The organism is Enterobacter sp. SM3 (assembly GCF_009811935.2).
In the GTDB taxonomy this organism is placed as follows: Bacteria; Pseudomonadota; Gammaproteobacteria; order Enterobacterales; family Enterobacteriaceae; genus Enterobacter; species Enterobacter asburiae_D.
On sequence record NZ_CP099971.1, the window covers coordinates 141021 to 153816 of the forward strand.

12 protein-coding genes are annotated in these 12796 nt (G+C 52.5%); 1 reads left to right on the forward strand and 11 read right to left on the reverse strand.

The window, feature by feature from the left end; genetic code table 11:
• The 6 genes from GVO84_RS00580 to rfaQ all read right to left on the reverse strand — a co-directional run bounded on the left by GVO84_RS00580 (nt 1) and on the right by rfaQ (nt 6410).
• Nucleotides 1-771 (reverse strand): glycosyltransferase family 2 protein, encoded by a 771-nt coding sequence (locus tag GVO84_RS00580; protein WP_159515242.1) that lies wholly within the window; start codon nt 769-771, stop codon nt 1-3.
• Nucleotides 771-2045 (reverse strand): lipid IV(A) 3-deoxy-D-manno-octulosonic acid transferase, encoded by a 1275-nt coding sequence (waaA, locus tag GVO84_RS00585; protein WP_159515243.1) that lies wholly within the window; start codon nt 2043-2045, stop codon nt 771-773. The genes GVO84_RS00580 and waaA overlap by 1 nt, the downstream gene beginning before the upstream one ends.
• Before the next feature lie 66 nt (nt 2046-2111).
• Nucleotides 2112-3101 carry a glycosyltransferase gene (locus GVO84_RS00590; RefSeq protein WP_159515244.1) on the reverse strand — a complete coding sequence of 330 codons (990 nt, stop codon included), beginning with the start codon at nt 3099-3101 and terminating at the stop codon, nt 2112-2114.
• An 11-nt stretch (nt 3102-3112) separates the two neighbouring features.
• Entirely contained in the window at nt 3113-4213 is a 1101-nt protein-coding gene (locus tag GVO84_RS00595) for a glycosyltransferase (RefSeq protein ID WP_121426023.1), read from the reverse strand.
• A 2-nt stretch (nt 4214-4215) separates the two neighbouring features.
• Nucleotides 4216-5343 carry a glycosyltransferase family 4 protein gene (locus GVO84_RS00600; RefSeq protein ID WP_121426022.1) on the reverse strand — a complete coding sequence of 376 codons (1128 nt, stop codon included), beginning with the start codon at nt 5341-5343 and terminating at the stop codon, nt 4216-4218.
• Nucleotides 5340-6410, reverse strand: a complete 1071-nt coding sequence (gene rfaQ / locus GVO84_RS00605; protein WP_159515245.1) for a putative lipopolysaccharide heptosyltransferase III — start codon at nt 6408-6410, stop codon at nt 5340-5342. Before rfaQ ends, GVO84_RS00600 begins: the two co-directional genes overlap by 4 nt.
• A gap of 150 nt (nt 6411-6560) precedes the next feature.
• On the opposite strand from rfaQ, the gene GVO84_RS00610 reads away from it, so the two are divergent.
• On the forward strand, nt 6561-7517 hold the full coding sequence (locus tag GVO84_RS00610; protein ID WP_159515246.1) for a polysaccharide deacetylase family protein: 957 nt from the start codon (nt 6561-6563) through the stop codon (nt 7515-7517).
• A gap of 24 nt (nt 7518-7541) precedes the next feature.
• Here the strand turns inward: GVO84_RS00610 and GVO84_RS00615 are convergent, their stop codons facing one another.
• From GVO84_RS00615 to rfaF, 5 genes are read right to left on the reverse strand one after another with little or no spacing between them, the layout of a single operon-like run.
• Nucleotides 7542-8756: an O-antigen ligase family protein gene (locus GVO84_RS00615; protein ID WP_159515247.1), complete on the reverse strand. Its 1215-nt coding sequence runs from the start codon at nt 8754-8756 to the stop codon at nt 7542-7544.
• The gene (locus tag GVO84_RS00620; RefSeq protein ID WP_159515248.1) at nt 8744-9652 is read right to left on the reverse strand and encodes a glycosyltransferase family 2 protein; all 909 of its coding nucleotides are present in this window, start codon (nt 9650-9652) and stop codon (nt 8744-8746) included. Before GVO84_RS00620 ends, GVO84_RS00615 begins: the two co-directional genes overlap by 13 nt.
• Before the next feature lie 5 nt (nt 9653-9657).
• Entirely contained in the window at nt 9658-10758 is a 1101-nt protein-coding gene (locus GVO84_RS00625) for a glycosyltransferase family 9 protein (protein WP_121426017.1), read from the reverse strand.
• Nucleotides 10759-10761: 3 nt separating this feature from the next.
• Entirely contained in the window at nt 10762-11745 is a 984-nt protein-coding gene (gene rfaC, locus GVO84_RS00630) for a lipopolysaccharide heptosyltransferase RfaC (protein WP_159515249.1), read from the reverse strand.
• A 3-nt stretch (nt 11746-11748) separates the two neighbouring features.
• Nucleotides 11749-12795 carry an ADP-heptose--LPS heptosyltransferase RfaF gene (gene rfaF / locus GVO84_RS00635; RefSeq protein WP_063438983.1) on the reverse strand — a complete coding sequence of 349 codons (1047 nt, stop codon included), beginning with the start codon at nt 12793-12795 and terminating at the stop codon, nt 11749-11751.
• Nucleotide 12796 lies beyond the last annotated feature (1 nt).

Sequence of the window (12796 nt, forward strand, 5' to 3'; positions counted from 1 at the left end):
TCACGTTTTCTCTGAGTAGCCGCGGCAGAGCGCCCACAGCTCGGTGTATTTGTTGAAAGTATACTGGGCATTTACTACCGCGAGTAACCAGCCCTGTTTGCCGTCCAGTACACCACCACGCAGCAGCAGCGTTTTCAGGAACGCGCCCAGCGTGTGGGTGAAGATACCCGTCAGCGAGGCCTTCTTGCCGCGCTGGTGACGCTCCTGCGCCCATGCGGTGGCATAGTTGAGCTGTTTACGCTGGAAGCTGGCGAAATCCCGACAGGTCAGGTGCAACAGGTCGCCCGTCAGGGGGATCACCTGAGCGCTATCGCAGCTCAGGGATTCATGGACCAGATTGTCGTTGTACTGATACCGCTCGCGCTCGTAGAGGCGCATCACGCGGTCAGGATACCAGCCGCTGTGGCGCATAAAACGGCCAAGGAAGTAGTTGCGGCGGGCAATGCTGTATACGGCGCCAGGCTGGGGCGAGGAAAGCACCGCCTGAATGGCCTGCTGAAGTTCTGGCGTAATGCGCTCGTCAGTATCGAGCATCAGGACATAATCACCTGTGGCATACCCCTGCGCGCGCTGGCGCTGGATGCCATAGCCTTGCCAGTCAACGTCGACAAAGACTTTTGCACCCGCTGCCCGGGCAACGTCCACCGTGTTGTCCGTACTTCCGGAGTCAAGAATGACTATCTCGTCAGCCCAGGCAACCGACGCCAGGCAATCCGGAAGCAGGTCGGCGGCGTTTTTGGCGATCATCACGACCGACAGACGCGTTGACATTAGTGGCTCCGCTGGGGCAGATAAGGTTGCAGAAGCTGCAGCAGTCGGGTCAGTGCGCCCTGGTTCTGGTGCAGCACTTCGACGGCATGACGCCCGTACCACAGGCGATAATCTTCGTCAGTCAGAAGGGTCGAGACCTCTTTGACCACCGAATCCGCATCGGTCACGGTAATTAAACCATCGGCCTGCTGTAATTTCGCGCAGATGTCTTTGAAGTTAAACGTGTGCGGCCCCATCAGCACCGGAATAGCGTGGGCTGCCGGCTCCAGCGGGTTATGACCGCCGCGCTCGACCAGGCTGCCACCGACAAACGCGAGGTCAGCAATGCCGTACAGCAGCATCAGTTCGCCCATCGTATCGCCAATCACCACCTGGGTGCTGCCGGAAGGGATTTCACCGCTGCTGCGAAGGGTATAGCTGAAGCCACCTTTTTGCACCATGTCGCGGGCATCTTTAAAACGCTCCGGATGACGAGGCACGAGGATCAGCAGTAAATCAGGGAATTTTTCCAGCAGCTTGCGGTGAGCCTGCAGGATGATCTCTTCTTCGCCATCATGAGTACTGGTTGCAATCCAGACCTGACGGCGTGGGGCCCACTGGCGACGCAGTGTGATCGCACGGGCGGCGAGCTCAGGGGTAACGGAAATATCAAATTTCAGGCTGCCCGTTACCGCAAGCTGGTTGCGTTTCAGGCCCAGCGCGATAAAGCGCGCCGCGTCCTCTTCGTTCTGCGCGGCAATCAGCGTGATCCTGCTGAGCAGGCGGCGCATAAATTTCCCCAGCTTGCCGTAACCTTTCGCCGAGCGCTCTGACAGGCGCGCGTTGGCAATTACCAGCGGAATTTTACGGGCATGCAGGGCGGAAATCATGTTCGGCCACAGTTCGGTTTCCATCACGATCACCAGCTTCGGGCGAACGGTATTCAGGAAACGATTCATGGCGCAGGGCAGATCGTAAGGCAGATAGACGTGCTGCACGTCTTTACCGAAAGCGGATAACGCGCGCTCGGAGCCGGTCGGCGTCATCGTCGTGACGGTGATTGGCAGCGAAGGGTAGCGGTGACGCAGAGCGCGAACCAGCGGGATCGCCGCCAGCGTTTCACCGACAGAAACGGAATGCAGCAAAATACCGTCCGGTACGACTTTATTGCGGCAGAAGCCATAGCGTTCAGCCCAGCGTTTACGATACGCAGGCGCTTTCCGGCTACGAAGCAACAGTCTCAGCCACACCAGTGGCTGAATGATGTAGAGCAGAGCGGTATACAACAATTCCAAGCGATTATCCGTTTTTTTAGTTTCGGCGGGCAAATTCTAAGCATTTAGGCCAGGTAAAGCTATCTCTTATGCCAGATACCGTTTCAAACGGAAATAACGTCGACCCAGCCGCCAGCGCAGACGCGGACTTTTTGCACTTTTCCAGATGAGTTTCCAGATGCCTGTTTCGAAGAACTCTTTAATAATCATTGATTTCTTCTTCTCATCCTTCATGTTGTCGAAGGTGTGAATAATTCCCAGCCCCTCTTTGGCAATTTGCCAGTGGCAGGCAGGGATCCCTTTCACTTTATCCGGGTAACGCTGATTGATGGCATCGAGCAGCTGCAGGATTTTCATGTAGTGGCGCGCAGAGCGAATCAGCGTGTCGTCATTGTCCGGCATATGGGACACCGATGCGGAGTGAATGTAGTAGTCGTAATAACGCTCGCTGGTGTACTGAACCCGCTCGGCGGCGAGCAGCACCTCGGTGGTCCACGGAATATCCTGATGACGCAGGCCGGGTTCGAAATGGAAATTGTGTTTACGGATAAAGTCGTGGCGATAAATGTTCAACCAGGTGACGTGAAGGAACTTACGCGAATCCAGCGCCATTTTTAACCACGCCGGGCCAGCCATGACCCCTGTCGAAGCCAGTTTGTCTTCTGGGAAGATCGGGCGCGAGGGCTTCTTGTTGTTCTCCCAGACGTAGTTCCCGTTACAGGTGGCGACATCCAGATCCTGCGTGACGGCCATCTCCAGCAAGTGCTGGTACATGCCGGGTTTAAAGACATCATCAATGTCCGGGAAAGAGAGATATTGACCCGTCGCAACGGCCAGACCGGTGTTACGCGCGATGGATACGCCCTGGTTTTGCTGTTCTATGACCTGCAGCTGCGGCAGTTTTTCTCGCCAGTTTTCGACGATCTCCATCGAGCGGTCAGTAGAGCCGTCATTGACAATGATGACTTCCATGCTGTCGATGCGTTGATTCACAAGGCAGGTAAAGAACTGATCCAGGAAAGCTTCACCGTTATAAACGGCAACCACCACGCTCAACAATGGGGCTGAATTTTGCATAAGAAACCTGATTATTTTTGATTGTCGACCAGAGCAATATATTGCTGGCAAATGGCACTGATACCGAACGACGCGATGGTTGCATCGCCAACGACCGGCGGGGCGGTATAAATATCCGCCAGCGTTTTTGCCAGTGACGCGTCATTTAACTCTGCCAGCCCGCGCGCTAAGGCTCCGGTAAGGATTTCGGCGGGGCCACCGGGGCAATTTGTACTGACCGGTGGCGTCTGGCAGATAATGGCCTCAACCAGCACATTACCAAAACCTTCGCAGTCAGAACTTAACACTAAAAGGCGTGCCCCTTTAATCCACGGATAGGGATTGGAATCAAACGGGCGGAAAACCGTTTTGTTTTCAATACCCAGCTCGGCAGCAAGCTGCTTGAGCTTTTGAATTTGCGCTTCGGATCCATTGCCCATCATGACCAGCGTTGTGTCAATTTTACTCAGGGCGAACGCACGTAAGAGGCGGTCGTGGCGTTTGTGCTCATGGAAGCGGCCAACATGAATAATGTAATCCTTTCCCTGCATCTCGAAGGGAGCATCCGCCAGACGCTGAATTTCAGGAATATCGAAAGGATTATGGATAACCGCTTTGCGTCGAAGATTGAGGGCCAGCGTCTCGGAAAGATCTTTCAACACGGCGCCTGAGACGGCGACAACGTTTCGGTTTTCGTAGGTATGACGAATTTTAAGGTGTTTAAACCAGCGTGAAAGTCCGCTGCGATGGCGAAGATAGGAGAACGAGAACATGCCGTGCACGCAGAACCAGACTTTGTCACGTTCCAGCGCGCGGCAGTGCGCCACAATGCGGTCGGTTTTGTGCAAATGAGAGAAAACCACATCAAATTTGCCGCTGCGCTCAGCCCGTTCAATCGCCTGATCCAGCAATTGGGCGCGGCGTGGGATCTCCGTCAGCTTTCGCCACGGTTTTTTACATGTGTCCTGAACAACCTGATAATCGATGCCTTCCGGGATGGCGTAGTCGCACACTTTCCGCAGAGAGAATAGAGAGACCTGATGCCCCATTTCTATTAGCCCGCGGGAGAGTGTAAGAACCGTTTTTTCAGCTCCTCCACCGGGTAAACCATCAATAATCATTAGGATGCGCATTTTTAATCCAGTAATTTTTGATAAAGCGTAATAAGCTGACTTGATAGTTTTTCGGGAGTGGCGTCTTTTACACGTTCACGTGCCGCTCGTCCCATATTGTTATTTTTTTCCAGTGAAGGGATGGCGGCTACCGCTTCCTTCAATGTACTGATATCAAGTGCGTCACAATAAAATCCGTTCTGGCCTTGTTGAATAAATTCTGCACCACCGCAACTCTCTGAAGTAATGACGGGCAAGCCGCAGGCCATCGCTTCAAGAATGACGTTAGGAAAGGGATCATACAGCGTTGGCAACAGTAAACCATCGGATAGCTGATAAAAAGGCAGAGTTTCTTTTTGCACCCCCAGGAAGCGGATTTGCCCCTCGCAGCCTAACGAACGGGCGAGGTCGCGATAACGACTTTCTGCTTTATCTTGTCCAACCACAATCAGCCAGGCTGATGTTCCCGCGATAGCGCGTATGGCGCTGGCCAATCCTTTTCGTTCAAACCCTGAGCCGACAAAACAGAACACAACGGCATCGGCTGGCAAACCAAATTGTTGGCGCAAAATCGCACGCTGTGACTCCTGGGCCGGAATGAAGCGGCTGGAATCAATAGAATTATAAATCACATGAATTTTATTTGCGTCAATATCAAAGTCTTCAACGATTTCGCGTTTGATCATCTCCGCATTACAAATTACGGCTTTTAACTCAGGCGCCTGATACATTTCCCGTTCCGCACGCATCACGTAGCGGTGATAGCGGTCATACATCAGCATTTGCGCACGCCAGGCAGGTAAAATGCGCGCGCGCTGCAGCAGCCAGCGGCGATGCACTCCATCACCCGCGCGATAGATATCACAACCCGGGATGCGCTCATGGCTTTGAACAATATCAAACTGCTGTTGCTGCCATAGCGCGCGGGCGGCCTGTGCAAATCCGCGTTCACGACTGATGCGACCCCATTTTTGAGGGTTGCAAATGTGAATATGCCAGTCGTCTTGCTTCTCTCCCTGCCACTCACGCGTGATGACGTTGAGTTCAAGGTTCTGATTGCTCAGCGCGGTGAGGGCGCGCGAAACGAAGCGTTCCGCTCCGCCATCAGGGCGATACTTTTGGCGAACAATGGCCAGGCGATGGGGTTTCATGACAGATATCTCCTTGCGGCGGAGACGACAGCATCAACGGGAATGGCGTCGAGATAGCGTTCTTTCGTTTTGGTATCAATGGCATCCGGATCGGGGAGCGGGCCGTAATCGCCGGCCCAGATCACTTCCCCTTTAACCTGCCATGGAGACCAAAACGTCAGTTTAGAAGGGCCAAACAGCGCCACGCAGGGCGTTTGCAGCGCGGCGGCCATATGCATCGGCACGGAGTCAACACCAATAAACAGCGAGGCATGGTCGATAAGCGACGCCAGTTGGCGCAGCGTCAACTGGCCCGCGAGCGAAACGACACCGGTTTTCGGTGCGGCAGCGAGAATGCGATCGATCATCGCCAGCTCTTTTTTATCCGGGCCCGCGGTGAGTACAACCGTATGACCATCCTGCTGCAGTGCAGTAATGGTTTGCGCCATTTTGTCTTCGCTCCAGCATTTAAAGAACCAGCGGGACGTCGGCTGGATCACGATATAGCGCTCGCCCACGCCCGCCTGCGTCAGTCTTTGACGGGCATAATCCCAGTCGTCTGCGGCGTAGGCCATGGTGACGGCAGGCTGCGGCGCAACCGGTAATGGCGTTAAAATGGAGAGATTCTGTTCGACCGTATGCAGGGATTTGTGGCCGTCGACAGAGACCAGATCGGTATGACAAAAACGCCAGAATGCACTGTTGCGTTTGTTAAACGCGAATCCGAGGCGAATGGGTGCGCCGGTGAAACGGGTGACGATAGCGCTACGCCATTGATCGGCAAGGTTAATGACCAGATGATAATGCTGATTTCTTAACGCACGCAGCAACTGCCACTCTTTTTGAAGATGCTTCAGCGTGCCCAGCTGCTTCCATTTACGATCGATTCCATAAATTGTACCGATCGCCGGATGGGCGGCGAGCATATCGCGTGTTTCTTCATACAGCAGGACATCAATCTGCGCCTGCGGCCATTTTTGACGTAACGAATCAATGACGGGAGTGGTCAGCAACATGTCGCCATGATGGCGGAGTTTGATAAGTAAAATGCGCAAATCAGGTGTGTCAGGTAAGTTATTCATCATCATCTTATCGGCGTTGTACTGATGGCAATTCTAATAGACCTGATAGCGACTTGCACTCTTTCTCCATAATCTCAGGAATTTCCCTGGAAGGGTTTACTCATGCTTTGGAGAGTGCGTAACATAGCGCTAACTTTCCTGTCTTGCGGACTCATTATGAACAAACCAGCGTTTATCATCACAATTGATACTGAGGGCGATAATCTCTGGCAAAATCACCGCGTCATTAAAACGGAAAACGCGCGCTATCTGGCGCGGTTCCAGACGCTTTGTGAGCGTTTCGGTTTTAAGCCCGTGTGGCTGACCAATTACGAGATGGCGATCGAACCCGTTTTCATTGAATTCGCCAGAGACGTGATTGGCCGCGGTCAGGGCGAGGTGGGGATGCACCTTCATGCCTGGAATAGCCCGCCGGAACACGATCTCACGGGAGACGACTGGCGCTGGCAGCCTTATTTGATTGAATTTTCGGATGAGGTGATGCGCGAGAAAGTGCTGTTCATGACCCGCCTGCTGGAAGAGACATTCCAGACCAAAATGTTAAGCCACCGTGCCGGACGTTGGGCATTTGACAGTCGCTACGCAAAATTGCTCGTTGAACTGGGTTACCAGGTGGATTGCTCCGTGACGCCGCGGGTGAACTGGCGCAATGCGAAAGGTGCGCCGCAGGGTAATGGCGGAACGAATTATCAGCATTTCCCCGACCACGCCTATTTTATGGATTTAGATAATATTTCCCGGGCGGGCAATAGCCCATTACTCGAAGTGCCGATGAGCATTCAGTATAAACACCCGGCCTGGTTGAACACGATCAAGCAGGGTTACGACAGGCTTCGTGGTAAATATCGCTCACCTTCGGTCAACTGGCTAAGACCGTCCGGTGGGAATGCGGCGCAGATGATTCAGGTCGCACAGCAATGCCTGTCTCAGGGAAGTGAGTACGTGGAGTTTATGCTTCATTCGTCGGAATTTATGCCTGGCGGAAGCCCTACGTTTAAAGATGAGGCGGCGATCGAAGGGCTGTATCAGGATTTAGAAACGCTCTTTAGCTGGTTATCCGATAAGACGGTGGGGATGACGCTGGCGGAGTTTTATCAACACAAGAAAAAATAATGCCCGCGACGCGGGCATTATCACTTATTGACGTTGTCTGGTTTGCGAGAAAGGTGTACTCAGCGCAAACACGGTGACAAAGAAGATTAAGGCTTCTGAGCTCAACAGTATGACATCCGTCAGGCCATAGAGTAATAAAAGGAGCATGGTCGTCAGCAGCAGACCATTTCTGTTTTTAAGCGCGTAAGCGATCATCGATATATAGAAAAAGAATAATATCGCCAGGCCGGGGATCCCCTGCAGAGAATATTTTTCGATAAACTCATTGTGCAGATGTATCCTTATAAACTCGAGTGCGGCTGCGAGATGTGGATGCCCATTTTTCACATATTGCTGTGTCCATACTTCGCGGTCTTCAACCGACTGCCCCAAAGGATGGGCAAGCCCATTTTGAATACCAACGCTCCACATAGAAAAACGTGCGCCGAGTGAGGTTGCATCATATCCTTTTTGATAACTTTCAACTTCAGCTTGTGTTTGTTGTATCTTAGGTAAAATTAATGGCTTGTAGCTAACGATAACAATACCCGCCACAATACATAAGAAAATCAGCGTTGATTTAAGATGTATTCTTCTGAAGTGATAAAGCGTGAGTACAATCGCCAGGAGTAGGTATAACCCCATTGCGGCACGGGTACCCGTAAGAAGAATGACGAAATAAGATATTAAGATGATGAGTCCTGCGGCTACATACAGTTTGATATTTTTCTGTAGATAAAGGCTGTATACCAACGCCAGTGACAATACTGAGTAAACATAGGCCGACACGGTAGGTCGATTTATGGCCATCTCGATACGCCCCATACCCTGTGATGCCTGCCATAAGCCATAACCAGTGGCGAGTATAAACCCTGCACCAGAGGCGTATAAGAAATATTTCTGGAAGGATGTTCTATCAATATAAAACTTAAACCGGTCAAGATAGAAAATGAGAATACTTGCCAGAATCAATTTTTTACTTGCACCGAGATAATCGCTATAAACGTTCAGACCTTCGCTATGATATTCATACACCATGTACCAGCAAAGATTAAGCAACCCAATGAGCAAAATCGGTAGTGCGATAGAAAAAGGACGTAATGTGATTTTTTTATATTCGCACGCTAAGCCGATAATGCTGGCATAAATCGCAATATAGAAAAACTCTCGTTGCTTACCTGAACTCAGCAGTGCGAGCGCAAGCGAAATAAGGCTCAAAATCAGCGTAAGCTGATAAAGGCGCAGTTTTACTTTTTCCATAATGCCTCGATGACCCTTTTTTTGTAGCTGAAACGTACATCTCTGGAGAAGAAGAAAGAGAAAGAATAAAGTTCTTTAACCCGCTGTTTAACCAGTTTGAGTTGTATCTCGGTCAGATGTTGCCGGTGGTTACTGTAGATATCAAACCAGTGACAATTCACAAGATGTCTAAATGATGGCGGGAATGTTTTTTCCATCTGTAAGGTGCATTCGATAAGCGTAGCGATTTTACTGGCGTCGAGACGGCTCGATAAACTGTCGCTACGTTTGATGTAATAATAGTGTCCCTGACGCTGATAGACTATTTTACTCGATTGCATCAGCATGCCGGGAAATACGGCGAAATCTTCATAGCAGACCATCGAAGGAATCGGGTTGCTTACGTACAATTTCCGATCAATGAATTGCCCGATGAGATGTGCCTGAAAATCTTTGTGCTGCAGGAACCGTTTTATTGCCTCATGTTGTGACAAAGCAACAGGAGCGAACCCCTGCCAGTCGGCGGTGATTTTTTTGGTGTCGCGAATTTCCAGCAGGCGCGTCAGGAGCATATCAGGGCGCTCTGTTTTGAGGTATGCCACGGCGTCCCGAATGCTACCCGGTTTCAACAGGTCATCACTATCCAGCATGGTGATGTATTCACCTGACGCCAGAGAGAATGCGCTGTTTCGAACGTGACCTACGTTACGGTACTCAACGTATCGGGATTGCGCATTCGGAAGCTTTGGTAACCACGTCTCAATAATATCCTGAGTGGCATCAGTGGAACTGTCATTAAAGATAATGACTTCTACATCATCACCTGCATTCTCAATCGCGTTTTGCAGACTTTCCAGCGTGGCGTGAAGGGTGTTTTCGGCGTTATGTGCGGCAATAATGATGCTGAGAAAAGCCATAGTAATCAGTTTCCCTGAGCATCAAAGGCAGAGTTTGCTGGTGGCAGCCCGCAAATGAAATGTTTGAGTTCGTCCAGCGATTCGTCTGTTACCGCGAAGAGTTCTTCCCGGCTCTGTGAGAAATAATATCGTGTTTCAAAAACATACGAGCAAATATTGGCATCGTTGCCAATCAACAATACGTTGCCAAGCGGACGCTGCTCGTAGTGGCAGCACGGCCCGAACAGTAAGATGACCGGCACGTCCACCGCATCGGCGATGTAGACATTTCCTGAGTCAGATGCGATATAACAATCCATTTTAGAAATGGCCCACGGTAGCTCTTCAAGCGAGAGCTTGCCAATCAGATTAATAAAGTTTGGCAGTTCACCGTAGGCGCGGGTGATATCGTCCATCCACGATTGTTCATTTGGGGCGCCAAACACATAAAATTCGCAGGGCAGGTCGGCGAGGCGATCGGCAATTTGCTTCCAGATGACCGGCGGAACGGTTTTCGCTTTATTCCCGGCGGCAACGCTAATGCCAATGCGGATAACGCCCGGTTTATCAAGGATTGCCGGATAGGTTGCGGGTTTAAACAGTGGCTTTGTGGCGTGCTTTGGCGAGTCTTGCCAGCTCAGAGCGCGATCGGCCAGTTTGAGATAGTTCGTGACCGACAGCGTCTTTCTACCGTGTTCAACAGTCCCGTCTGCCGTTGCATAGAAAATGCCGTGATACCATCTGCGCGTGTAAGTGCTTAAAAACTGTTTGTTTTTAGCATTACACACGGAGGCGAAAAAGAGGTTCACGCTGTTAGGTTGCAGGAGATAGACATTGTCATAGCGGTTCATGATCCGGCAGGCAAAGACCAGCTTTCGCCACAGGTTACGCTTATGCTGCTCGATAAAAAAAATCTCGTCGATCGTCTCATCATGCTTCGCCAATGCACCCACGCTACGACTGACGAGCACGTCGCTTTTTTGCAGGTATGCCAGGAGGGGCGTGGCATTAACAAAATCGCCGATTTTTGCCGTCTGAATGACCAGGTTTTTACCCGTCTCTTTGCGGAACAGCTTCCGGATGAGTTTCACCGGAAAGAGTAAAATCAGCAGAAATACGTAACTCATGCGTTAGATATCCCTGTTGGAAAGCCAACGGCTGCCCTGTAAAAATGAAAAAATAGCATCTGCGCTGATATCCTTCGTTTGCTGGGTCGGGCTAACCATCTGATGCTGGTTTTTACCGTAACCCCCGATCAATCCAGGATCGGTCGGACCAAAAATCGTAATATTCGGACGATCCAGCGCCGCGGTTAAATGGCTTAAGCCAGTATCAACGGAAACAACAGCATTCGCCCCCGCCAGCTGCGCTGCAACCTGTGCCAGCGTGAGTTTCGGCAATACCTCGACATGCGAAAAGCCTGCTGCCAGACGCTCTGCGCGCTGCCGCTCATGTTCAGCGCCCCACGGGAGTTTAATATGGATGCCGGTGGGTTGCATCAGTTCGATCAGGCTTCGCCAGTGCGTTTCCGGCCAGTGTTTATCGTCGCGCGTTGTGGCATGCAGGAAGACAAGATAAGGCTGAGCACAGGGATCTGTATTGCGCAAAAAGTGCTGCGCAATGGCGTAGTCGCCCTGGGTTTCCGGTTTCGCGTAGCCCAGGCTTTTTGCAAAAAGCTCGCGGGTACGTTCGACGGCGTGCTGCTGCTTTGCGATGTGGTGGCGGCGGTTATAGAACAGGCTCGCCAGCGGTTCGCGGGCGGTGTGCCAGTCCATGCCGTGCTTTACGCCGTGTGCCAGACGCGTGACCAGCGCGGCGCTTTTCACCAGCCCCTGGGCGTCGATAACCGCGTCGTAACGCTGCGCCTGCACCGCCTCGCGGAAGGCTTTGCGTTCGGCTTTAATCGGCGCGGAGAACCACGCTTTGCGCCAGCGGCGAATCGCCACCGGGATCGCGCGGTCAACCGCTTCATGCCAGGTGGGGATCTGCGCGAAGCCTTCCTCCACCACCCAGTCAAAACGAATGCCGGGAACGGCCCGCATGGCGTCCGTCAGTGACGGCAACGTATGCAGAACATCGCCCATCGAAGAAGTTTTAACGATCAGTACCCGCATTCGTTATCCTTCTTCGCTCAACAGCAGTTCGTTAAGCTCTTCGAGAACGCGCTCTGGCGTAATGTCGATCAGGCTCTGATGATAGCCTTCTGCGGCATCGCCTTTACGCACTTTGTGGTAGCCGGTGATCAGGCGGATGACGCGCGCTTTATGAGAAAGCGGGGGCGTGAAGTCCGGGCTACTTGGGCCATACAGCGCCACCAGCGGGCGGTTGAGCGCGGCAGCGACGTGCATCAGGCCTGAGTCGTTGCTGACCACGGCCTTGCAGGCGGCAATCAGAATAACCGCCTGCTCAAGCTGCGTTTCGCCTGCCAGGTTGCGGCACCAGGCCTGCTGTTCATTACTGAGCGTGGCGAGAATTTCGTTGCCCGCCTCGTGGTCTTTTGCCGAACCGAACAGGACAATCTGGTAGCCTTCGTCGATCAGCTGTTTCGCCAGCTCCGCATAGTGATAGTGCGGCCAGCGTTTTGCCGGGCCGAACTCGGCGCCAGGGCAGAAGCCAATCATCGGGCGTTCTGACGAAAGACCAAACGCGCTGCAGGTCTGGGATTTCTCCCCGTCGTTAACCTGAAGCTGTGGCCAGAGCAGCGGCTGCGGCAGATCTTTCGCACTGCGCATCACGCCTTTGTCATAGGCCAGCGCCACATAGCGCTCCACCATCAGCGGCCAGGCCTCTTTATCCAGCACCCGCGCGTCGTTCAGCAGGCCGTAGCGCATTTCACCGCGCCAGCCGGTACGGTGCGGGATGCCCGCAAAAAAGGGCACCAGGGCGGATTTAAAGGAGTTTGGCAGCACATACGCGCGGTCATAGCGCTTCTCGCGCAGGCTATGACCGAGCTTGCGGCGTTCGCCGATTTCCAGCGCCCCGTGGCCGAGCGGCATCGGGATGGCTTCATTCACTTCCGGCATACGCGACAACAGCGGACGGCACCATGCGGGTGCCATCACGTCGATTATCGCCTGGGGATAACGCGCCTTGAGCGTGCGATAGAGACTTTGCGACATCATCATGTCGCCCACCCATGACGGGCCGATCACCAGAATCTTCATA

What these genes read in the sequence shown, in the direction of transcription:
- GVO84_RS00620 (WP_159515248.1), bottom strand. Translation starts at nt 9,652, where the DNA reads ATGGCTTTTCTCAGCATCATTATTGCCGCACATAACGCCGAAAACACC.
- GVO84_RS00600 (WP_121426022.1), bottom strand. Translation starts at nt 5,343, where the DNA reads ATGAAACCCCATCGCCTGGCCATTGTTCGCCAAAAGTATCGCCCTGAT.
- rfaC (WP_159515249.1), bottom strand. Translation starts at nt 11,745, where the DNA reads ATGCGGGTACTGATCGTTAAAACTTCTTCGATGGGCGATGTTCTGCAT.
- GVO84_RS00595 (WP_121426023.1), bottom strand. Translation starts at nt 4,213, where the DNA reads ATGCGCATCCTAATGATTATTGATGGTTTACCCGGTGGAGGAGCTGAA.
- GVO84_RS00625 (WP_121426017.1), bottom strand. Translation starts at nt 10,758, where the DNA reads ATGAGTTACGTATTTCTGCTGATTTTACTCTTTCCGGTGAAACTCATC.
- rfaQ (WP_159515245.1), bottom strand. Translation starts at nt 6,410, where the DNA reads ATGATGATGAATAACTTACCTGACACACCTGATTTGCGCATTTTACTT.
- GVO84_RS00610 (WP_159515246.1), top strand. Translation starts at nt 6,561, where the DNA reads ATGAACAAACCAGCGTTTATCATCACAATTGATACTGAGGGCGATAAT.
- GVO84_RS00590 (WP_159515244.1), bottom strand. Translation starts at nt 3,101, where the DNA reads ATGCAAAATTCAGCCCCATTGTTGAGCGTGGTGGTTGCCGTTTATAAC.
- GVO84_RS00580 (WP_159515242.1), bottom strand. Translation starts at nt 771, where the DNA reads ATGTCAACGCGTCTGTCGGTCGTGATGATCGCCAAAAACGCCGCCGAC.
- GVO84_RS00615 (WP_159515247.1), bottom strand. Translation starts at nt 8,756, where the DNA reads ATGGAAAAAGTAAAACTGCGCCTTTATCAGCTTACGCTGATTTTGAGC.
- rfaF (WP_063438983.1), bottom strand. Translation starts at nt 12,795, where the DNA reads ATGAAGATTCTGGTGATCGGCCCGTCATGGGTGGGCGACATGATGATG.